The sequence below is a fragment of the Frondihabitans sp. PhB161 genome (assembly GCF_003814635.1).
Lineage (GTDB): Bacteria > Actinomycetota > Actinomycetes > Actinomycetales > Microbacteriaceae > Frondihabitans.
Genome location: NZ_RKQW01000001.1, coordinates 116,221 through 137,432 on the forward strand (window position 1 = coordinate 116,221; position 21,212 = coordinate 137,432).

Annotated in this window: 13 protein-coding genes; 2 read left to right on the forward strand and 11 right to left on the reverse strand. The window is 67.1% G+C overall.

What is annotated here, in order from left to right:
* Positions 1-99: 99 nt before the first annotated feature.
* The 6 genes from EDF39_RS00610 to rpoB form a co-directional block, all read right to left on the reverse strand.
* Positions 100-1,326 (reverse strand): type II secretion system F family protein, encoded by a 1,227-nt coding sequence (locus EDF39_RS00610; protein WP_158613102.1) that lies wholly within the window; start codon positions 1,324-1,326, stop codon positions 100-102.
* Positions 1,326-2,939 carry a type IV pilus twitching motility protein PilT gene (locus tag EDF39_RS00615; protein ID WP_304999867.1) on the reverse strand — a complete coding sequence of 538 codons (1,614 nt, stop codon included), beginning with the start codon at positions 2,937-2,939 and terminating at the stop codon, positions 1,326-1,328. Before EDF39_RS00615 ends, EDF39_RS00610 begins: the two co-directional genes overlap by 1 nt.
* A 92-nt stretch (positions 2,940-3,031) precedes the next feature.
* Complete coding sequence (locus tag EDF39_RS00620; protein ID WP_123939615.1) at positions 3,032-4,699, reverse strand: GspE/PulE family protein; 1,668 nt, start codon at positions 4,697-4,699, stop codon at positions 3,032-3,034.
* A 185-nt stretch (positions 4,700-4,884) separates the two neighbouring features.
* Entirely contained in the window at positions 4,885-5,922 is a 1,038-nt protein-coding gene (locus EDF39_RS00625; RefSeq protein ID WP_123939617.1) for a GNAT family N-acetyltransferase, read from the reverse strand.
* Positions 5,923-6,159: 237 nt separating this feature from the next.
* Positions 6,160-10,041 (reverse strand): DNA-directed RNA polymerase subunit beta', encoded by a 3,882-nt coding sequence (locus tag EDF39_RS00630; protein ID WP_123939619.1) that lies wholly within the window; start codon positions 10,039-10,041, stop codon positions 6,160-6,162.
* A 42-nt stretch (positions 10,042-10,083) separates the two neighbouring features.
* Entirely contained in the window at positions 10,084-13,575 is a 3,492-nt protein-coding gene (gene rpoB, locus EDF39_RS00635) for a DNA-directed RNA polymerase subunit beta (protein WP_055964899.1), read from the reverse strand.
* A 551-nt stretch (positions 13,576-14,126) separates the two neighbouring features.
* Here rpoB and EDF39_RS00640 point away from each other — a divergent pair.
* A complete protein-coding gene (locus EDF39_RS00640) occupies positions 14,127-14,990 on the forward strand; it encodes a type IV toxin-antitoxin system AbiEi family antitoxin domain-containing protein (protein WP_123939621.1) in 864 nt (287 codons plus the stop codon).
* A gap of 188 nt (positions 14,991-15,178) precedes the next feature.
* On the opposite strand, the gene EDF39_RS00645 is transcribed toward EDF39_RS00640, so the two are convergent.
* Positions 15,179-15,805, reverse strand: a complete 627-nt coding sequence (locus EDF39_RS00645; protein ID WP_123939623.1) for a LysE/ArgO family amino acid transporter — start codon at positions 15,803-15,805, stop codon at positions 15,179-15,181.
* 69 nt (positions 15,806-15,874) lie between these two features.
* On the opposite strand from EDF39_RS00645, the gene EDF39_RS00650 reads away from it, so the two are divergent.
* Positions 15,875-16,798: a LysR family transcriptional regulator ArgP gene (locus EDF39_RS00650; protein ID WP_123939625.1), complete on the forward strand. Its 924-nt coding sequence runs from the start codon at positions 15,875-15,877 to the stop codon at positions 16,796-16,798.
* A 43-nt stretch (positions 16,799-16,841) separates the two neighbouring features.
* On the opposite strand, the gene EDF39_RS00655 is transcribed toward EDF39_RS00650, so the two are convergent.
* From EDF39_RS00655 to EDF39_RS00670, 4 genes are all read right to left on the reverse strand, one after another.
* Positions 16,842-17,669, reverse strand: coding sequence for an SDR family oxidoreductase (locus EDF39_RS00655; RefSeq protein WP_123939627.1), 828 nt, complete (start codon positions 17,667-17,669; stop codon positions 16,842-16,844).
* Between the two features lie 156 nt (positions 17,670-17,825).
* A complete protein-coding gene (locus EDF39_RS00660) occupies positions 17,826-19,112 on the reverse strand; it encodes a sensor histidine kinase (RefSeq protein ID WP_123939629.1) in 1,287 nt (428 codons plus the stop codon).
* A gap of 216 nt (positions 19,113-19,328) precedes the next feature.
* Positions 19,329-20,018: a response regulator transcription factor gene (locus tag EDF39_RS00665; RefSeq protein WP_123939632.1), complete on the reverse strand. Its 690-nt coding sequence runs from the start codon at positions 20,016-20,018 to the stop codon at positions 19,329-19,331.
* Complete coding sequence (locus EDF39_RS00670; protein WP_123939634.1) at positions 20,015-21,205, reverse strand: sensor histidine kinase; 1,191 nt, start codon at positions 21,203-21,205, stop codon at positions 20,015-20,017. Before EDF39_RS00670 ends, EDF39_RS00665 begins: the two co-directional genes overlap by 4 nt.
* Positions 21,206-21,212: the final 7 nt, after the last annotated feature.

A 21,212-nucleotide genomic window follows, 5' to 3' on the forward strand; every position in this document is an offset into this window, starting at 1 on the left:
TATCAACGCGGGAGCCGCGCACCCCCGGACGGGTACGCGAAAGCCCACCGGACGGGTGGCCGGTGGGCGACGCGCGATGCGTGGGATCCTGCGGTGGCGCTACTTGATCAGCGACGTGATCTGGAAGATCGGCAAGTAGAGGGCGACGATCATGCCGCCGACCACGACGCCGAGGAAGGCGATCAGGAGCGGCTCGATGAGGGAGGTGAGCGCCTCGGTGGTCGCCTGCACTTCGGCGTCGTAGAAGAGCGCGATCTTCTCGAGCATGGTTTCGAGGGATCCTGCGTCTTCTCCGACCGAGATCATCTGCGTGACCATGGCTGGGAACACCCCGGCCTCCGACAGCGGCACGGCGATCGACTCGCCCTGGCGCACCGACTCGGCGACCGTGACGAGGGCCTTCTGCAGCACGTAGTTGCCCGAGACCTCCCCCACGATGCGGAGGGCGGTCAGGATCGGCACACCGGCGCCGATCATGTTCGAGAAGTTGCGGCTGAAACGTGCGATGGCAATCTTGCGGATTAGAGGACCGAAGACCGGCAGCTTGAGCTTGAGCGGGTCGACGACACTGCGGACCTTCTCGGTGTTCTTGTTGACGCGCCACCAGGCCGAGAAGGCGAGGAGAACGACAGCCCCGATGGGAACGACGTAGACCATCGCGTGCGAGGCGTAGACGAGCAGCTGAGTCGGCAGGGGAAGTTTGCCCCCGAGCGACGCGAACATGCTGCTGAAGATCGGCACGATGAACGTCAGCATGACGATGACGGCGATGATCGACATCGCCAGCACGACGACCGGGTAGGTCATCGCCGACTTGATGGTGCCGGTCAGCTTGACCTCCTTCTCGAAGTTCGTCGCGAGCGAGTCGAGGGCCGAGTCGAGGAACCCGCCCGTCTCACCGGCGCGGACCATGTTGATCATGATCGGCGGGAGGTACTGCGCGTGCTTGCCGATGGCGTCGGAGAACGACACACCGGTCTCGACGTCCTCGCGTACCTCGGTGAGGATCTTGGCGAGCTTCTCGTTCTCGGTCTGCTCGGAGAGGATTGAGAGGGTGCGCAGCAGCGACAGACCCGACGAGATCATTGTCGACATCTGGCGGCTCATGATCGCGAGGTCTTTGAGCTTGACGCCCTTCGAGAAGCCGGGGATCGAGATCTCGCGCTGGAGACCCGTGCTGCTCGACTCCGAGATCGCGATCGGCGCGACGCCCATGGTGCGGAGGCGCGAGACGACCGCGCCCTCGCTCGAGGCCTCGACCTTCCCCTTGACGACCTTGCCGGCGGAATCGCGCCCCCGGTAGGCGTAGGTCAGACTGGCGGCCATCAGTGCTCACTCCTCGAGAAGGCGTCACCGAAATCGATGCCGCCGGCGTCCATGCCCGTGCCGGCGCCGGTGTCGGTGCGCGTGACGAGGCGGTGGAAGCCCTCTTCGTCGTGCACCTTCTCCATGGCCGCCTTGAGCGTGATCTTTCCGGTGTTGACCAGGTCGGCGAGATCCTGGTCCATGGTGTGCATTCCGAGTTCGCGGCCGGCCTGCATCGACGACGAGATCTGGTACGTCTTGCCCTCGCGGATGAGGTTGCCGACGGCCGGGGTCATCATCATGATCTCGGTCGCCACGATGCGCCCGCGACCCGTGGCACGCGGAACGAGCGTCTGGCAGACGACACCGCGCAGGGTGGCGGCGAGCTGCGTGCGCACCTGATCCTGCTGGTGCGGCGGGAACACGTCGATGACACGGTCGATGGTCTGCGCGGCATCCTGCGTGTGCAGGGTCGCGAAGACGAGGTGGCCGGTCTCGGCGGCGGTCAACGCGACCGAGATGGTCTCGAGGTCGCGGAGCTCGCCGATGAGGATGACATCAGGATCCTGGCGCAGCACGTGCTTGAGCGCATTGGCGAAACTGTGCGTATCTGCGCCCACCTCCCGCTGATTGACCAGGGCCTTCTTGTGGGTGTGCATGAATTCGATCGGGTCTTCGACGGTGACGATGTGGTCGGCACGCGTCTCGTTGACCAGGTCGATCAGGGCCGCGAGAGTCGTCGACTTTCCGGATCCGGTCGGTCCGGTCACGAGGACGAGCCCTCGGGGCAGACCGGCGAACTTGCCGATCACCGGGTCCATGCCGAGCTGGTCGAGCGTCTTGATCTCGGTGGGGATGAGACGGAACACGGCGCCGAGCACGCCGCGCTGCTGGTAGAAGTTCACGCGGAACCGCGACTCGGGCGAGAGCGTGTAGGCGAAGTCGAGCTCGAGCTCGGTGTCGAATTGATCCTGACGGTCGGCCGTCAGGAGGCTGGCCAGAGCCTGCTGCACTTTCACGCGATCCCACGGCTCCGGCGACATGGCCGGCTGGAGGTGCCCGTCGACCCGGATGGTGGGAGCGGCGTCGACCGTGATGTGGAGGTCGGACGCGCCCTGGTGCACGACCTGGCAGAGAGCCTCGATGAGCTCCTTGTCGGCGTCGGTGCGAGCGTGGTGGCTGAGCTCGATGCCGGCGGTAGCGCCCAGGGGGTCGAATGCTGCGGTGGCTGGCGCGGATCCTGCGCTCTCGATGCGGTGGACCGGAGCGGCGGGAGCCGGGGTGAACGGCGTCGTCGCGGGGACGGCCGCCGGCGCCGGGAACGACGACGTGGGCCACACCGGAGCGTCGGTGGGAGCGGGGAGGTCGAACACCCGGGGCGAGTCGGGCGCCGGCGGGAGGCCGGCGGAGCGGGAGTCGAGCATCGCGGCGGACGCCGGAACGACCAGGTCGGGGAACGCAGTCACGCCCGGCGACAGCGGCGACGACGGCTGCTCGCGAGCCCAGCGCCGGCTGCCGACGGGGGCGGGCGTCCAGCCACCGGCGGGAGTCGTATCGGCGGCGTCGTCGAGGGAGTACACGGGACGCGAAGTGCCGTTCGGCGGCGTCTGCGGATCGTAGAGCGAGTCACTCATCGTGGGTGTCCGTTCGTGGGGGTGATCGTGATCGTGCGTGGCCCAGCGCCACGTCGGGGTCGCCCTGGCTCGCGCCACGGCGGTGTCGGGGTCTAGGCCACGACGCGGAGGATCTCTTCGACGCTGGTGAGGCCCTGCTTGGCCTTCTCCCAGCCGTCCTGGCGGAGCGTGAGCATGCCCTGCTCCTGAGCGAGTCGCGCGATTTCGGCGCTGGAGGCGCGTTTGACGGCGAGGCGCTCGATGTCTTCGGAGACCGCCATGACCTCGTGAAGGGCGACGCGGCCGCGGTAGCCGGTGTTGGAGCACGACTGGCAGCCGACGGGCTCGAACACGACCGGCGGCGCGAGATCGGGGTCGATGTGGAACTTGAGCGCGTTCAGGTGCATCGGCGTGTACTCGGCGGGGCGCTTGCACCGGTCGCAGAGCCGACGCGCGAGTCGCTGGGCGACTACGCAGTCGAGTGCGGAGCCGACGAGGAACGGCTCGATGTCCATCTCAGTCAATCGGACGATAGCGCTCGGGGCGTCGTTCGTGTGAAGCGTGGAGAGCACGAGGTGACCGGTGAGCGACGCCTCGATGGCGATCTGCGCCGTCTCGTGATCACGGATCTCGCCGAGGAGGACGACGTCGGGGTCGGAGCGGAGAATGCTGCGCAGTGCACTTGCGAACGTGAGGCCGGCCTTCGGGTTGACCTGCACCTGGTTGATTCCGGGCATGCGGTACTCGACCGGGTCTTCGACCGTGATCACATTGATCTCGGGCCGCGCGACCGCGTTCAGCGTCGTGTACAGCGTCGTCGACTTGCCCGAGCCGGTCGGGCCGGTCACGAGGATCATGCCGTACGGCTTCGAATACGACTCGGCGAAGACATCGAAGTTGCGCTCGAGCATGTTGAGGTCGCGCAGGCTCATCGACGTGTTCGAGTTGTCGAGGATTCGCATGACGACCTTCTCGCCCCACACCGTGGGGAGGGTCGCCACGCGGAGGTCGATCTGCCGGTTGCCGTGGCGAACCGACATGCGGCCGTCCTGCGGGCGGCGACGCTCGGCGATGTCGATCTCGCTCATGATCTTGAGGCGCGAGATGACGCCGTTCTGGATGCTCTTGGGGGCCGGCTGCATCTCGTGGAGCACGCCGTCGATGCGGTAGCGGACCCGCACCTCGTTCTCGCCGGGCTCGATGTGGATGTCGGAGGCCTGGTCGGTGATCGCCTGGCTGACCAGCAGGTTGACGAACCGGACGATCGGCACGTCGTCGTCGGGACTGCCCGCGATGTCCATCGCGCTCTGATCCTGGACGGTGTTCTCCTCCTCCAGCGTGGAGGTGAGGTCGTTCAGCTCGTCGTCGGCACGGATGTAGCGGTCGATGGCGGTCTTGAGATCGCCCTTCTCCGCCATCACCCATTCGATGGGCATCCGCGAGGCGGCGCGCACGTCGTCGAGGGCGAAGACGTTGCCGGCATCGCTGACGGCGACGAGCAGTAGCCCGCCCTGGATGGAGATCGGCAGCGCGCCGTGGCGCCGGGCGATCGCGGCGGAGACCATCGTGACGGCGTTGCGGTCGACCGGGTAGTCGACGAGCTCGACGAACGACATGCCCGCCGCCTGAGCGCGCGCCTTCGCGATCTGCAGCTCGGAGACGACACCACGCGCCAGGAGGTCGCGAACGCTCGCCTCTTCGTCGGCCGGATTGCTCATCAGGTCGAGCTGCTCGATCGGCAGAAGACCGTGCAAGATCAGGATCTCGGTCATCGACGCCATGCGGAACCTCCTAGGACAGGGGGCCGCGAACGGTGCACGCGACCGAGCCCGCCATGGGGAGCGGACCAGGCAAGTGTCACCCGATCGCCGTGCGGGGTACACGTCCCAATCGGAGTGGCACCCGTTGGGGGCGCGTGCTGTTTTCGGTGTCTGGACGGCGGATCCTGGGGTGGTTCGCCCCGCTGCTAGAGCTCTTTGAGCAGAGTGACCGATCGGTTGGTGGGCGTAAACCCGAGGCCGGCGTAGAGCCCTGTCGCACCGGTCGGGCTCTCGGAATCGACGTCGAGGGTCGCGTGCGAGAGCCCGGCGCCGCGAAAGGAGCGCATCGTGTGGTTGAGCAGCGCCTGCGCGACCTTGCGGCCTCGCCACCCGCGGCGCACCCCCACGTAGTCGATGTAGCCGAAGGAGTGCCCGGCTGCGGCCCACTCCTCCTCGTTGACGCTCGACAGCACGAATGCCACGACCTCGTCGGTTGCCGGGTCGACGGCGACGAACGAGAGATCGGGTCGGGCGGTCGGCAATGCCCGAGCGACCTCCCAGTCAGCCGCCGGCGTGGCCTGCGACCCCCAGTGATCGCGGAAGACGTCGTTGCGAGCGAGGCGCGTGCGCTCCGACAGCGCGGCGGTGAAAGGCTCGAGACGAAGCGCAGGATCCAGCGGCACGTCACCGATCTCGTCGTCGAGGGCGCGGGTCAGCTCGAACCACCACCGCCGCAGCTCGTAGCCCCACTGCTCATGCAGGCCGATCTTGTCCGTCGCCGCCTCGTCGGCGAAGGTGATGAGCCAGCCGGGGTGTGCCCCCTCGACACTCGCGAGCTGCTGACGCCCCCGCGCCTCGTGCCACCGCATCAGTGCCTGCCCGATACCCTCGCCGCGTCGGTCGAGACGGACGCTCCCATCGACCACGACTTTGACGACCCCTGTCACCTCGTCGAATGGGAGGAGGGTCGAGAGCGCGTATGCGACGAGCGCGCCGTTTTCATCGAGCCCGACGAGAGAATCGCGGTCGAGGTCGACCCCATCGCGCGTGAGATCGTGCTGCATTTCTTCCAGCGTCACGACGTAGCGGGGGTGGTCGACGGCACCGGCCTCGCGCTCGAGGGCGGTGATCGCCGCGGCGTCGTGGGCCGTAGCCGGTCGCCAGGCGACGCTCGGCGTGTGCGGCCGGTCGACGGTGGCGGGGGCAGCTGCCCGATCGCGGAGGGATTTCGGTGCCTGATCCATGCCGTCCATCCTGCCGCGTGAGGGGCGCCCACCCGAATTCGAAGGAGAAACCGGGGAGCGACCCCGCCGGATCCTGATGTTCTCGTTGCCGGGCGGGGGTTTTTCCTTCGAATTTGCATCAGGGGCGCAGAGCATCAGGGCGCGGGGCGGAGGGAGCCCGGCGGGGGACGCGGAAAGGCCCCGCCGCACCGAAGTGCAGCGGGGCCGTGCCTGGATCCTTGGACCCGATGTTCGGATTTAGTTGTAAGTACCCGGCGTGAAGTCGTCGCTCGAGAACGAGTCGAAGTCGACGAAGCTGAGGTCAGCCTCGTTGAACGACGCGTCGTCGGTGAAGACACGGTTCGGGTAGCGCTCGGCCTTTGCCTCTTCGGTGGCCTCGACGGCCACGTCGCGGTAGCGGCTGAGGCCGGTACCGGCCGGGATCAGCTTTCCGATGATGACGTTCTCTTTCAAGCCCATCAGCGGGTCGGACTTGCCCTCCATGGCGGCCTGCGTGAGCACACGCGTGGTCTCCTGGAAGGAAGCGGCCGACAGCCACGACTCGGTCGCGAGCGAGGCCTTGGTGATTCCGAGGACCTCCTGACGAGCCGAAGCCGTCTTCTTGCCCTCGGTCAGAGCCGCACGGTTGATCTCGTTGTAGCGCATCCGGTCGACGAGCTCACCGGGGAGCAGGTCGGTGTCGGCGTGGTCGACGACGGTGACCTTGCGGAGCATCTGACGAACGATGACCTCGATGTGCTTGTCGTGGATCGGCACACCCTGCGAACGGTAGACGTCTTGGACGCCACCGACGAGGTGCTGCTGAACCGCACGGACGCCCTTGACTCGCAGGACCTCCTTCGGGTCGACCGCACCGGCGATGATCTGCTGACCGAGCTCGACGTGCTGACCGTCTTCGATGAGGAGGGTCGAACGCTTGAGCACCGGGTAGATCACCGGCTCGTCGCCGTTGTCGGGCGTGAGGATCACGCGACGTGCACGATCGGTGTCTTCGATCTGCACACGGCCAGCGCTGTCGGCGATCGGCGACGCACCCTTGGGGGTACGGGCCTCGAAGAGCTCCGTCACGCGGGGAAGACCCTGCGTGATGTCGTCAGCCGAAGCCGAACCACCGGTGTGGAAGGTACGCATGGTCAGCTGCGTGCCGGGCTCACCGATCGACTGGGCCGCGATGATGCCGACGGCCTCTCCGATGTCGACGAGGTTGCCGGTGGCGAGCGAACGGCCGTAGCACTTCGCGCAGACACCGACGGCCGACTCACATGTGAGGACCGAGCGCACCTTGATGGTCTCGACACCCGCGGCGACCAGCTGGTCGATCAGGACGTCTCCGACATCGGCGCCAGCCTCGGCGACGACCGTGCCCTTGGGGTCGACCGCGTCGGCCGACAGGGTGCGGGCGTAGACGGTGTTCTCGACCGTTGCATCGCGGACCAGGACACCGTCGGCGCCAGGAGCAGCGATGGGCATCTCGAGACCGCGCGAGGTACCACAGTCGTCTTCACGGATGATGACGTCCTGCGACACGTCGACGAGACGACGAGTCAGGTAACCCGAGTCGGCCGTACGGAGAGCCGTGTCGGCCAGACCCTTACGAGCACCGTGCGTCGCGATGAAGTACTCGGCGACCGACAAGCCCTCGCGGTACGAGGAGATGATCGGACGAGGGATGATGTCACCCTTCGGGTTGTTCACCAGACCACGCATACCCGCGATGTTGCGGACCTGCAGCCAGTTACCACGAGCACCCGACGTCACCATGCGGTTGATGGTGTTGTTCTTCGGGAAGTTCGCGCGCATCGCAGCGGCGACCTCGTTGGTCGCCTCCGTCCAGATCTTGATCAGGTCGGCGCGACGCTCGGCATCGGAGATGAGGCCCTTGTCGAACTCGCCCTGCACAGCCGCAGCCTGCTTCTCGTAACCCGCGACGATCTCCGGCTTGCCGGGAGGCGTGAGGATGTCGGAGAGAGCAACGGTGACACCGGAACGCGAGGCCCAGTAGAAGCCCGCGTCTTTGATGTTGTCGAGAGCTGCCGCGACGGCGACCTTCGGGTACCGCTCGGCGAGGTCGTTGACGATCGTCGAGAGGACGCCCTTGTCGGTGACCTCCTGGACGAACGGGTAGTCCTCGGGGAGAGCCTCGTTGAAGATGGCGCGACCCAGAGTGGTCTCGACCAGGGTGGTGTCACCCTCGACGTAACCGGCGGGAGCGTCGCCCTCCGCGAAGGTCAGACCCGGGATGCGGATCTTCACGACGGCGTTGAGGTCGAGCGAGTGCTGATCCTTGGCCAGGATGGCCTCGGAGACGGACGAGAACGCGCGGCCCTCACCCGTGGCACCCTCGGTGACCGTCGTCAGGTGGTGCAGACCGATGATCATGTCCTGTGCGGGCAGGGTCACCGGACGACCGTCGGACGGCTTCAGGATGTTGTTCGACGCCAGCATCAGGATGCGGGCCTCGGCCTGGGCCTCGACGCTCAGCGGGAGGTGGACAGCCATCTGGTCGCCGTCGAAGTCGGCGTTGAACGCCGCGCAGACGAGCGGGTGCAGCTGGATGGCCTTGCCCTCGACGAGGAGAGGCTCGAAGGCCTGGATGCCGAGACGGTGCAGCGTGGGCGCGCGGTTCAGCAGAACCGGACGCTCGCGGATGATCTCTTCGAGGACATCCCACACCTGCGGGCGCGAACGCTCGACCATGCGCTTGGCGCTCTTGATGTTCTGAGCGTGGCTGAGGTCGATGAGGCGCTTGATGACGAACGGCTTGAAGAGCTCGAGAGCCATCTGCTTGGGCAGACCGCACTGGTGCAGCTTCAGCGTCGGTCCGACGATGATGACGGAACGACCCGAGTAGTCGACGCGCTTTCCGAGGAGGTTCTGGCGGAAACGACCCTGCTTTCCCTTGAGCATGTCGCTCAGGGACTTCAGGGCGCGGTTGCCAGTACCCGTGACGGGGCGACCACGGCGACCGTTGTCGAACAGTGCGTCGACGGCCTCCTGCAGCATCCGCTTCTCGTTGTTGACGATGATCTCGGGGGCACCGAGGTCGAGCAGACGACGAAGACGGTTGTTGCGGTTGATCACACGACGGTAGAGGTCGTTGAGGTCGGAGGTCGCGAAACGGCCACCGTCGAGCTGCACCATGGGACGGAGCTCGGGCGGGATGACCGGGACGACCTCGAGAACCATGGCGGCCGGCGAGTTGCCGGTCGACAGGAACGACGACACGACACGGAGACGCTTGATGGCGCGGATCTTCTTCTGACCCTTGCCGTTCGCGATCTGGTCGTGGAGGATCTCGGCCTCGGCCTCGAGATCGAACGACTGGAGACGCTTCTGGATCGCCTCGGCGCCCATGTGGGCCTCGAAGTAGATGCCGAAGCGGTCCTGGAGCTCGTGGAAGACAGCGTCTTCCGGCTTCAGGTCGCCTACCTTGAGGGTGCGGAAGTCTTCCCAGACGCGCTCGAGACGGTTGATGTCTTCGTCGAACGCCTTGCGCGTCTGCGACATCTCCTTCTCGGCACCGTCTTTTGCACGACGCTTCTGGTCGCTCTTGGCGCCTTCCGCCTCCAGGGCGGCCAGGTCGTCTTCGAGCTTCTTCAGACGGTCGGCGATGCGGGTGTCGCGCTGCGACTCGAGCTGCTTGATCTCGAGACGGAGCTCGTTCTCAAGACCCGGCATGTCAGCGTGACGACCCTCGTCGTCGATCGAGATGACCATGTAGGCGGCGAAGTAGATGACCTTCTCGAGGTCTTTCGGCGCCATGTCGAGCAGGTAGCCGAGACGCGACGGAACACCCTTGAAGTACCAGATGTGCGTGACGGGTGCGGCGAGCTCGATGTGGCCCATGCGCTCGCGTCGGACCGAGGACTTGGTGACCTCGACGCCGCAGCGCTCGCAGACGATTCCTTTGAATCGGACTCGCTTGTACTTACCGCAGGCGCACTCCCAGTCGCGGCTGGGCCCGAAGATCTGCTCTCCGAAGAGGCCGTCTTTCTCGGGCTTGAGCGTGCGGTAGTTGATGGTTTCCGGCTTCTTGACCTCACCGTGCGACCAGGCGCGGATGTTCTCAGCCGTAGCGAGACCGATCCGCAGCTCATCGAAAGTTGTTGCTTCGAGCAATGTTTATCCCTTTTTCGAAAAGTGTCTTTGAGAGGGTGAGGCTTAGATCTCGTCGATGTTCGACGATTCGAAGCGAGAAGAGATGTTGATGCCGAGCTCTTCCGCAGCGCGGAACACCTCGTCGTCGTTGTCGCGCAGGCTGACCGTCTGACCGTCGGCCGAGAGGACCTCGACGTTCAGGCAGAGCGACTGCATCTCTTTGATGAGGACCTTGAAGCTCTCGGGGATGCCGGGCTCCTGGATGTTCTCACCCTTGACGATTGCCTCGTAGACCTTGACGCGGCCGAGGATGTCGTCGGACTTGATGGTCAGGAGCTCCTGGAGCGCGTAGGCGGCTCCATAGGCCTCGAGGGCCCAGACCTCCATCTCACCGAATCGCTGACCACCGAACTGCGCCTTACCACCCAGCGGCTGCTGCGTGATCATCGAGTACGGACCGGTCGAACGAGCGTGGATCTTGTCGTCGACCAGGTGGTGCAGCTTCAGGATGTACATGTAGCCGACCGAGACGGGCTCGGGGAAGGGCTCGCCGGAACGGCCGTCGAACAGCTGGGCCTTGCCGGACGAGCCGATGAGGCGCTCGCCGTCGCGGTTGACCAGCGTGGAGTCGAGCAGACCGGCGATCTCGTCTTCGGATGCACCGTCGAACACCGGGGTGGCGACCTTCGTGCCGGGCGCCGCCTGGAGGGCGTGCTCGGGAAGGTTGTTGGCCCACTCCTGGATTCCGTCGACGTTCCAGCCCTGCTTGGCGATCCACCCGAGGTGGATCTCGAGCACCTGGCCGAAGTTCATTCGACCGGGAACACCCAGCGGGTTGAGGACGATGTCGACGGGGGTTCCGTCGGCGAGGAACGGCATGTCTTCGATCGGGAGGATCGTGGAGATGACGCCCTTGTTGCCGTGACGACCCGCGAGCTTGTCGCCCGCGGTGATCTTGCGCTTCTGGGCGATGAAGACGACAACGCGCTGGTTGACGCCCGAGCCGAGCTCGTCGTCGCCATCCTGCGAGTCGAAGACCTTGACGCCGATGATCGTGCCCTGCTCGCCGTGAGGCACCTTCAAGGACGTGTCGCGGACCTCGCGGCTCTTCTCGTTGAAGATTGCACGGAGCAGGCGCTCCTCGGCGCTGAGCTCGGTCTCGCCCTTCGGCGTGACCTTGCCGACGAGGATGTCGCCGGGGCGAACCTCGGCACCGATGCGGATGATGCCACGCTCGTCGAGGTCGGCCAGCAGATCCGGGCTGACGTTGGGGAGGTCACGGGTGATCTCCTCCTTGCCGAGCTTGGTGTCGCGGGCGTCGACCTCGTACTCCTCGATGTGGATCGAGGAGAGCGTGTCGTCTTTCACCAGGTTCTGGCTCAAGATCATCGCGTCTTCGTAGTTGTAGCCCTCCCACGGCATGAACGCCACGAGGAGGTTCTTGCCGAGTGCGAGCTCGCCGTTCTCGGTCGCGGGACCATCGGCGAGGACTTCGCCGACCTCGACACGCTGGCCGGCTTCGACGATGACGCGGTGGTTGTACGACGCGCCCTGGTTGGAGCGGTCGAACTTACGCAGGTAGTAATCCTGCGTGCCACCCTCGTCGAGCTGCACGGTGACGACGTCGGCCGAGACCTCGAGGACCACACCGGCCTTGTCGGTCGTGACCACGTCGCCGGCGTCGATGGCGGTGTAGCCCTCCATGCCGGTACCGACGAGCGGCGACTCGCTGCGGACGAGCGGGACAGCCTGACGCTGCATGTTGGCACCCATGAGGGCGCGGTTCGCGTCGTCGTGCTCGAGGAACGGGATGAGCGACGTAGCGACCGACACCATCTGGCGCGGCGAGACGTCCATGTAGTCGACCTCGTCTTTGTCGACGAGCTCGACCTCGCCGCCCTTTTTACGGACGAGCACCTTGTCGTCGACGAAGTCGAACTTGTCGTTGAGGGGTGCGTTCGCCTGGGCGACGACGTAGTCGTCTTCTTCGCTGGCGGTCAGGTAGTCGATCGTCGTGGTGACGTTGCCCTTGCTGACACGACGGTACGGCGTCTCGATGAAGCCGAACGAGTTGATGCGGGCGAAGGACGCCAGCGAGCCGATCAGACCGATGTTCGGGCCTTCCGGGGTCTCGATGGGGCACATGCGGCCGTAGTGCGACGGGTGGACGTCGCGAACCTCGACACCGGCGCGCTCACGGCTCAGACCACCGGGGCCGAGAGCCGAAAGACGACGCTTGTGGGTCAGACCCGAGAGCGGGTTGTTCTGGTCCATGAACTGCGACAGCTGCGAGGTTCCGAAGAACTCCTTGATCGCGGCGACGACGGGGCGCACGTTGATCAGGGTCTGCGGGGTGATCGCTTCGATGTCTTGCGTGGTCATGCGCTCGCGGACGACGCGCTCCATGCGGGAGAGGCCGGTGCGGACCTGGTTCTGGATGAGCTCGCCTACGGCGCGGATACGACGGTTGCCGAAGTGGTCGATGTCGTCGATGTCGAGACGGATCTCGACCGGGTTGCCGTCGCGGGTGCCGCTGATCGTCTTCTGCTCGGCGTGGAGCGAGACCAGGTACTTGATCGTGGCGACGATGTCGTCGACGGTCAGCACCGAGTCGGTCAGCGGGGCGTCCATGCCCAGCTTGCGGTTGATCTTGTAACGACCCACCTTGGCCAGGTCGTAGCGCTTCGGGTTGAAGTAGAAGTTGTCGAGGAGCGCACGCGCGGCCTCGGCAGCGACCTGCTCGCCCGGGCGGAGCTTGCGGTAGATGTCTTTGAGGGCCTCTTCTTTGGTGAGGACCGTGTCTTTTTCGAGAGTGGCCTCGATCGAGGCGAAGCCCTTGAACTGCTCGGCGATGTCTTCGCTCGTGAGGCCGAGGGCCTTGAGGAACACGGTGACGCTCTGCTTGCGCTTGCGGTCGATGCGGACGCCGACCTGGTCGCGCTTGTCGATCTCGAACTCGAGCCAGGCACCGCGGCTCGGGATGATGCGCGACGAGTAGACGTCTTTATCGGAGGTCTTCTCGGGGGTGCGGTCGAAGTAGACGCCGGGCGAACGGACGAGTTGCGACACGACGACACGCTCGGTGCCGTTGATGATGAAGGTGCCTCGCTCGGTCATGAGCGGGAAGTCGCCCATGAACACGGTCTGCGTCTTGATCTCACCGGTGAGGTGGTTCATGAACTCGGCGTTGACGTAGAGAGGAGCCGCGTAGGTCTTGCCGCGCTCCTTGCACTCGTCGATGGAGTACTTGGGCTCTTCGAGCTCGGGAGCCGTGAACGAGAGCTGCATCGTCTCGCCGAGGTCTTCGATCGGCGAGATCTCTTCGAAGATCTCTTCAAGGCCGGAGTTGACGGCGAGGTCGGTGCGGCCGGCAGCCTGGCCATCGGCCAGTCGCCCCTTCCACACGTCGTTGCCGACCAGCCAGTCGAAGCTCTCCGTCTGAAGCGCCAGCAGGTCGGGGACCGTGAGCGTGTCGGTGATCTTCGCGAACGAAAGCCGTGATGCGGCGCGGCCGTTCTTGGGTGAGTTGGTTTGTGCGTTGGGCGCAGCAGCCAAGGAAACTACCTCCGTGGACCCAAAGGGCCCTGTCGTCTGTTGGGACGTGTCGTCTGTTGGGACAGTACGTTGTGGTTGTGTGGAGTGGAGCTCGCCAGGTGTCGGGAGGCCGAGACCTCAGACAAAACATCCACCTCGGTGGCGGCGTGAACCGACACAGCGACCGTGTCAGCTAACACAGTCTCGAAGCACCTCAGTCGACCGCAATATGACGTCTGAAAGCATGGGGAGCGCAAAGGTCAACTATATGTGGGTGTGACGCGCCCTGTCCAGTGGGGTCGTTGACCTTTTTCTCATCGACCGGTATAAGCGTCGCGCGGTGGGGTGGTCTGGGGGCCGGGGTGTCGGATCCTTGGGTGGTTCTTTCTCCGAATTTGAAGGAGAAACCGGCGGGCGCGGGCGGAAACATCAGGATCCGGCGGGGTCGGGTTGCGGTTTCTCCTTCGAATTTGCAAGTGCGCCTGGTCTGCACAGGGCGGGCGTGGCACCGCTGACGGGCCGACCTGTGGAGACGGCCGACGCGGTCTGCGGCGACTCCGCATGCTCGATGCATGGACGAACGACTCGCGCACGCACTCTCGACACTCTCCGGTCTGGCCACCCGGGCCGAGCTGCTGGTGGCGGGCCATCCTGAGTCGCTTGCTCCCGCGTGGGCAGACGGCGAGATCATCCGGGTTCGGCACGGCCTCTATGCGCTGCCCGGCCTTCCCGACGACGTCATGCGTGCCGCTCGGGTCGGCGGGGTGCTCGCCTCGCTGTCGGCGATACCGCTGCTGGGGCTGTGGCAGCCGCCGAATAACGTTTTGCACGTGAGTGTCCGGGGCAACTCGAAGGGGCTCCGCGATCCCGACTATCCGACGGTTCCGCTCGACCGGCAGAGACCCGACCTGCGACTCCTTCACGACGGGCACCGGCTCGGGCGGCGAGAGCGTCTTCACGTCAACGTCGCAAACTGCCTGCGGCAGACGCTTCGCCAGGTGACTCCGCGACTCGGACTCGCCGTACTCGACTCCACCCTGCGGCGATTCGGACCACGGGCAGTCCCGCTGGACTGGCTTCGAGAACAGCTCCCCGCTCGCTGCGCACCTGTGCTCGTGGCCGGGGATCCGCGGGCTGAGGCGGGCTCTGAATCCGTCATGCGGTGGGAGTTGATCCGCCTCCGCATTCCCTTCGAGCCGCAAAAAGAGCTCGCGGGCGGAATCCGGGTCGATTTTTTGGTCGCGGGCCGGCTCGTCGTCGAATGCGTCAGCTACCAGTTCCATTCGTCGCCGGCCGACTACGCCAAAGACCGCAAACGGATAGCCGCGATAGCCAGGCAGGGGTACCGCGTTCTGGAGTTCACGAGCAACCAGGTGCTCCGCGAGTGGGAGATGGTGGAAGCGACGATCGCGGCATCGCTGGCGCAGGTGGCCTGACGCGCGGGCTATGGCGGATGCGGGCTGTTGCGGATGCGGGCTGCCACCCATGCAAGCTGTTGCGGATGCGGGCTGCAAAACGAAGGAGAAACGCTCGTGGGCGAACGAGGATATGCGGATGCCGCCGGGTCGAGGTGCAGTTTTTCCTTCAAATTCGGAGAGGCGGCCGGGCCGAGCGGGCCTAGGCGTCAGGCGCCGAGGGCCAGCCGCAGACCCAGCGCGATCATGACGACGGCGATCAGGGCGTCGAGCACCCGCCAGGCCGACGGGCGGGCGAAGACGGGGCGAAGGATCCGCGCACCGAACCCGAGCCCGGCGAACCAGAGGCAGCTCGCCAGTACTGCTCCCGCGGCCCACCACCAGCGCTCGTCGGGGCCCTGGCGATTGGCGACCGACCCCAGAAACACGATCGTGTCGAGGTACACGTGCGGGTTTAGCCAGGTGAGCGCGAGGGCGGTCAGCACGGCCCGTCGCGCCGACAGCCCGGTCGATGCGTCGGACGCGTCGGACGCCAGGAGGACAGCCGGGCGGAACACTCGCCGCGCGGCGAGGAGCCCGTAGCCGAGGAGGAAGGCCGCCCCGACAACTCGGATCACGACCAGTGCGACCGGCGCAGCCTCGACGAGCGCGCCGACCCCGACGACGCCCGCGACGATGAGCACCGCATCCGACACGGCGCAGATCACGACGACCGGGGCGACGACGCCGAACCGACCATCGATGCCGACGCGCAGCACGAACGCGTTCTGCGCGCCGATGGCCACGATGAGTGAGAGACCGGTGAGGAGTCCGAAGAGCGCGGGAAGGAGGTGCACGGAGTCACCGTAGAGCCGATCGGGGAATGCAGGCCAGCTAAAGTTTCTTAGGATCCTTAAGCTTGCCTTATGCAGAGGGATCAACTCGAGACACTCGCCGCGCTGATCGACAGCGGCACGTTCGAGGCCGCGGCGAGCCGGCTGCACATCAGCGCCTCGGCGGTCTCGCAACGGGTGAAGGCGATGGAGAAGGGTGCCGGCCAGATCTTCGTGCGCCGGACGACACCCGTAACGCTGACCGAGGCCGGCACGGTGGTGCTGCGGTATGCGCGCCAGGTCGAACTCCTCGAGACGGAGACCGCCGCGGCTCTCGCCCGCATCTCGGGCTCCCCCGGCAGCAGCGGAGCGACGCTCATCCCCCTGGCCGTCAACGCCGACAGCCTCGCTACCTGGTTCCTCGAAGCGCTCGCAGGGCTCGACCGCCACCTCACGTTCGACCTCCACCGCGAAGACCAGCAGCTCACCACCGACCTGCTGCGCGCCGGAACCGTGATGGCGGCGGTGACCTCGACGAGAGACGCCGTCCAGGGCTGCACCACCGAGGCGCTGGGCGCGATGAGGTACCGAGCGGTGTGCTCGCCGGCATTCGCTGAGCGGTGGGGCGTTGCGCCGGATCCTTCGGTTCTGGACGGGACCCAGGATCCTTCGGGTCGACGACTCGAGACGGCCCCGGTCGTTCACTTCGACCGGAACGACGATCTGCAGCTCGCCTTTCTCCGGCGGCTCGGGCTCCGGACGGATGCCGGGCCGCGACACTACATTCCGACGTCGGACGACTTCGCGCGGGCGGTGACGCTCGGATTCGGGTGGGGTGTGCTGCCGGAGCAGCAATGCACCGGGCCGCTGGCCGACGGAATGCTCGTGGAACTCGCGCCGACGCAGCCAGTCGACGTACCGCTCTACTGGCAGCGGTGGAACCTGACCTCGGTGACGCTCGATGCGGTGTCGGAAGCAGTGCGGGTGGCGGCGCGGGCGGCATTGCGGCAAGCGTGAGCCGGAAGCCGACGGGGCGGCGCTTCAGGAGAACGCTCTCGGGCTAGGAGCGGGAGCCCACCGTCTTCGCCGCAGCCCAGAGCGCGACCCGCTTCGGCAGGAAGCGCACGCCGACCCGGGCGAGGAGAGCGTTGTAGGTGCCGTCGACGACGCTCGGCCGGCCGTCGGCCAGAGCGCGCTTGGCGGTGTCGATCAGCTGGGCGGTGGTGCGCTTGGTGCGGGCGAAATCCTCTCCCGCGATAGCGAAGAAGGGTGTCTCGGTCGGCCCCGGGCAGAGCGCGAGTACTCGGACCCCGGTGCTCTGCGTCTCGTGCCAGAGCGCCTCGGTGAACGAGAGCACATAGGCCTTCGTCGCTCCGTACACGGCCATCTGCGGCAACGGCTGGAACGCCGCGTTGCTCGCGACGTTGACGATGGTGCCGCGGCGGCGAGACGTCATGCCGGGCAGGAAGCGCTGGCTGAGCTCGGTCAGCACCTCGCAGTTGAGGCGGATCTCGTCGCTCAGCCGGTCGGGGTCGGCCAGGGCGACCGGTCCGTGGGTGCCGAATCCGGCGTTGTTGAGCAGGAAGTCGACCTCGATGCCGAGCGCGTCGACCTCGTCGATAAGGGAGGCGGCGGCTCCCGGCCGACCCAGGTCGCGGGCGAGAACGGTGACGTGACGCCCCGAGTCTGCGCGGATGGATTCGGCGAGCGCCTCCAGTTTGTCGGCACTGCGAGCGACGAGCACCAGGTCGAGGCCGTCGCTCGCGAGACGGCGCGCGAAGTCGGCGCCGATGCCGGTGGAAGCGCCGGTGACAAGGGCCGTGCGGGCGGTCGTCAGGCGGCGGGCCGCGCTGGGGCGATCGGCAGAAGAGCTGCGGTGGGAGGCCATTCGCCGATGGTACCGAGTCGGGCGGCTCGGGGGTGCGTTCCCGAATTCGAAGGAGAAACGGCCGCGTGACCCCGTCGGATCCTTGAGTTTTCGTTGCCGACCGCGCGTTTTTCCTTCAAATTCGGACGTGACGGGGCAGGGCGGGCAGGGACGGGGTCAGGACGGGAGGGCGCCCGCCGGCACCGGAAAGCGGAGCGTCACGCGGGTGCCCGAGCCGGGAGCGCTGCGGATCGAGGCCTCGGCCCCGACGTTGCGCGCGCGCTCCAGGATGGAGACCCGGACGCCGAGCCGCTCCGACGGGATCGAGGTGTCGAATCCCACTCCATCGTCGATGACCGTGATCTGCGCCGCACCGTTCATCACCCGGATGTCGACGAGCCGGGACGCCCCGGGGCCTGCGTGCTGGCAGCTGTTGACGAGGGCCTGGCTCGCCGCGTCGGCGAGGGTCTCGACGACATCGGCCGGAAGCAGCACGGCGGGGATCTCGTCGACGGGCGTGAGCTCCGCCGTCGGGTCGAGCGTCATCAGTGTGGCGGCGAGGCGATTGCGCACCTCGGCGAGGAGGACGGGCCGATCCCCGGTGGGCGTCTCGGCGGTGAGCGACGTCAGCCGGGCCATGCTCGCTCGCGCCATCGAGGCAGCGAGCCCGCGCGCGGCGGTCGTGTCGGCCTTGGCCGCGGACAGCAGCGTCGTGAGCACCCCGTCGTGCACGATCGCGTCGACCTCGACGCGCTCCACCTCGGTCGCATGCTGCCGGACGGCATCGCCGTATCGGAGAACGGCCGCGGACTGGGCGGAATCGACGGCAGCCGCTGCACGCCGGAGCAGGGTGACGAGGATCAGGATGGCCGCACCGAGCAGGAACGCATAGAAGCTCTCGAGGAGGGCGTGGTTGGCGGCGCCGTTGCCCCCCGACGGCGTCTGCCGCACGACGAAGAAGATGGCCGGCACCACGACCACATAGACCGCGGCGATCCACGTCACGAATGCCGACACAGCGGCGGCCATGACCAGGTTGCAGACGTACCAGAGCCATGGCACGGAACTCTGCACCACGTTGTGATCGAGAGTCGCGAACGGCCAGGTGATGAGAGCGGCGAGATAGGCGAGCGACACGAAGGTCGAGGCGAGGACGATGCTCCGGCCCAGAAGTCCGATCACGGCCATCACGGCGAACGAACCGTACAGCGCGACGACGAGCACGATCGTCCACACCGGTTCGAGCTCGTCTCGCTGCTCAAGCACGAAGGGGATCGCCTGCCCACCGAACACGAGACAGAAGATCGCGAGGCTGCGACTCAGGATGCGCTCGATCAGCAGGCCCGTAACAGGCTTGGGTCCGCGGCGCGCGGACGGGCGCTCGAGCGTCGGCTCGCCGAGCGCAAGCGCGGTCGGAGGCGCGGTCGGCGGCGCAGTCACAGGCGCGGACACGGGGACGGTCATGCGGTTCTCACGGGAATCGGTGGCGGGGAGCGGGTCGAGCTGACTGGCCGGTCAGATTACCGGACGGTTCGAACACTAATCGGCGAGAGGTCTGGTGAGGAGCCCGAGGCGCAAAACGCACGTCTATTGGGGGTACGTGGGGCGTGTCGTCTCGGCGATCGGCGCGCAGGCGAGCGCGATCACAAGCACGAACACGAACACGAACACGAACGACCCTCAGGCGAGAGCGAGCGCGATCGCCTGTGCCCGGGTCGAGACGCCGAGCTTCGCGAAGATCGTGTTGACGTGGGCCTTCACGGTGGCGACGCTCACGAACAGGCGTGTCGCGATCTCTGGATTCGAGGCTCCCTCGGCGATCAGGGCGAAGACCTCTGCCTCTCGGGCGGTGAGAGCAGGGTGCCGGGTGCGGAGCGCGTCGGCAGAAGCACGCGGGGTCGCTGCGGGCGCCGAGGCGGCGACCGGGGTGGGCGCGTCGGATCCTCGAGTCAGCTTCTCGACCAGAAGAGCCCCGACCGACGCGTCGAACGTCGCCTGCCCGGCCGCGACCGCGCGAATCGCACTGCTGAGCTCGACTCGACCCGCGTCTTTCGTGAGGTAGCCGCGGGCACCGGCGCGGAGGGCTCCGACGATCGACTCGTCGTCGGCGAAGGTCGTGAGCACGAGCACGGCGATCTCGGGGTGGGAGCGCACGATGAGCGCGGTGGCCTCGGCACCCGAGAGTCCGGGCATGCGGAGGTCCATCAGCAGGACGTCGGGGCGCACCGTGTCGGCGAGGCCGACCGCCGCAGACCCGTCGGCGGCCTCCCCCACGATCTCGAAGCCCTCGACGAGCGACAGCAGCGTGACGAGGCCGTCGCGGACGATTGCCTGGTCGTCGGCGACGAGGATCCGGATGGCGGCGCTCACCGACCGACCCCCGCGGGCAGTTCGGCCACGACGACGAACGAGTCGCCCTGTCGGCCCGCCTCGAGGTGAGAGCCGTCGCCCAGCTCGGCGAGGCGGGAGCGCATGCCGGGGAGTCCGGCACCGCCACCCGGGCTCGCGGAGGCGCCGTGGCTCCCGTCCACGGTGTTCTCGATAACCGCGCGCAGGATCCCACCGCCTGCCTCGACCGAGAACGTCACCTGCACGGCGCGACCCGGCGCATGCCGACGCGCATTGCTGAGGGCCTCCCGCAGCACCCCGGCCAGCGCCCTCCGGTGGGTCTCGTCGAGGAGGTCGAGGTGGCCCTCCCCCGCGACGGCAATGTGGCCACCGAGCTCGACATGGATTTCGAGCAGTCGATCGATCGCCTTCGGATCGGCGGCGGCGGCCGCGGCACCCGCGTCGGTGGCGCCCCCGTCGGCGCCGGGGTCGCGCAGGGTGGCGACGGCGCGACGGGCCTCTCCGAGCCCTTCCGCCGCGAGAGTGCGGGCGGCTGCGACCCGGGTTGCGGCCTCGTCGGTGCGGCCCTTCTCGAGGAGCGCCTCGACGGCGTCGAGCTGGATGACGAGGCCGCCGAGGCTGTGCGCCAGGAGATCGTGGATGTCACGGGCGATGGTGGCCCGATCGGTGAGGAGTGCCGACCGGTTCCGCTGGCGTTCGAGTTCGAGCTCGCGCTCGGCCAGGGCGCGGTCTCGATCGACCGCGAGAGCGTTCTGGCGACGGCTCACGCCCACGACGACGCCGAGGGCGTACCCGGCCAGGATGCCGAGAAAAAAGGAGAGCGGTCGTTCGGCGGTGAGCCCCGCCACGACGGCGATCGTGAAGCCCGCCGCCCCGAGCAGCGGACCGGTGACGAACCGGTGCCTCGTCGTCGCCGTGACGCCGGCGATCGCGACGATCGCCGGCGTGATGAGGAGCGCATCCGTCGGCTGGACCATCGCCGAGCCCCCGGCGACCATGACCAGCGATGCGACGTCGGCGACGACCTCGGACCGGGTGATCGCCCGAACCAGCCAGGCCACGACAGCGAGGAGGCTGACCCCGAGCACCACGGGCGAAGCGGACGCGTCGAGCGTCACGACCCAGAAGCCGACGACGACAGCCCCGACGCAGTTGAGCGCGGGGCTGAATCCCCGGGCACCGGGGTGGATCGGCGGGGCAGTCGTCACGCTGCCA

Coding starts and splice junctions, on each gene's coding strand:
- EDF39_RS00610 (WP_158613102.1), bottom strand. CDS start 1,326: ATGGCCGCCAGTCTGACCTACGCCTACCGGGGGCGCGATTCCGCCGGC.
- EDF39_RS00615 (WP_304999867.1), bottom strand. CDS start 2,939: ATGAGTGACTCGCTCTACGATCCGCAGACGCCGCCGAACGGCACTTCG.
- EDF39_RS00620 (WP_123939615.1), bottom strand. CDS start 4,699: ATGGCGTCGATGACCGAGATCCTGATCTTGCACGGTCTTCTGCCGATC.
- EDF39_RS00625 (WP_123939617.1), bottom strand. CDS start 5,922: ATGGATCAGGCACCGAAATCCCTCCGCGATCGGGCAGCTGCCCCCGCC.
- EDF39_RS00640 (WP_123939621.1), top strand. CDS start 14,127: ATGGACGAACGACTCGCGCACGCACTCTCGACACTCTCCGGTCTGGCC.
- EDF39_RS00650 (WP_123939625.1), top strand. CDS start 15,875: ATGCAGAGGGATCAACTCGAGACACTCGCCGCGCTGATCGACAGCGGC.
- EDF39_RS00655 (WP_123939627.1), bottom strand. CDS start 17,669: ATGGCCTCCCACCGCAGCTCTTCTGCCGATCGCCCCAGCGCGGCCCGC.
- EDF39_RS00660 (WP_123939629.1), bottom strand. CDS start 19,112: ATGACCGTCCCCGTGTCCGCGCCTGTGACTGCGCCGCCGACCGCGCCT.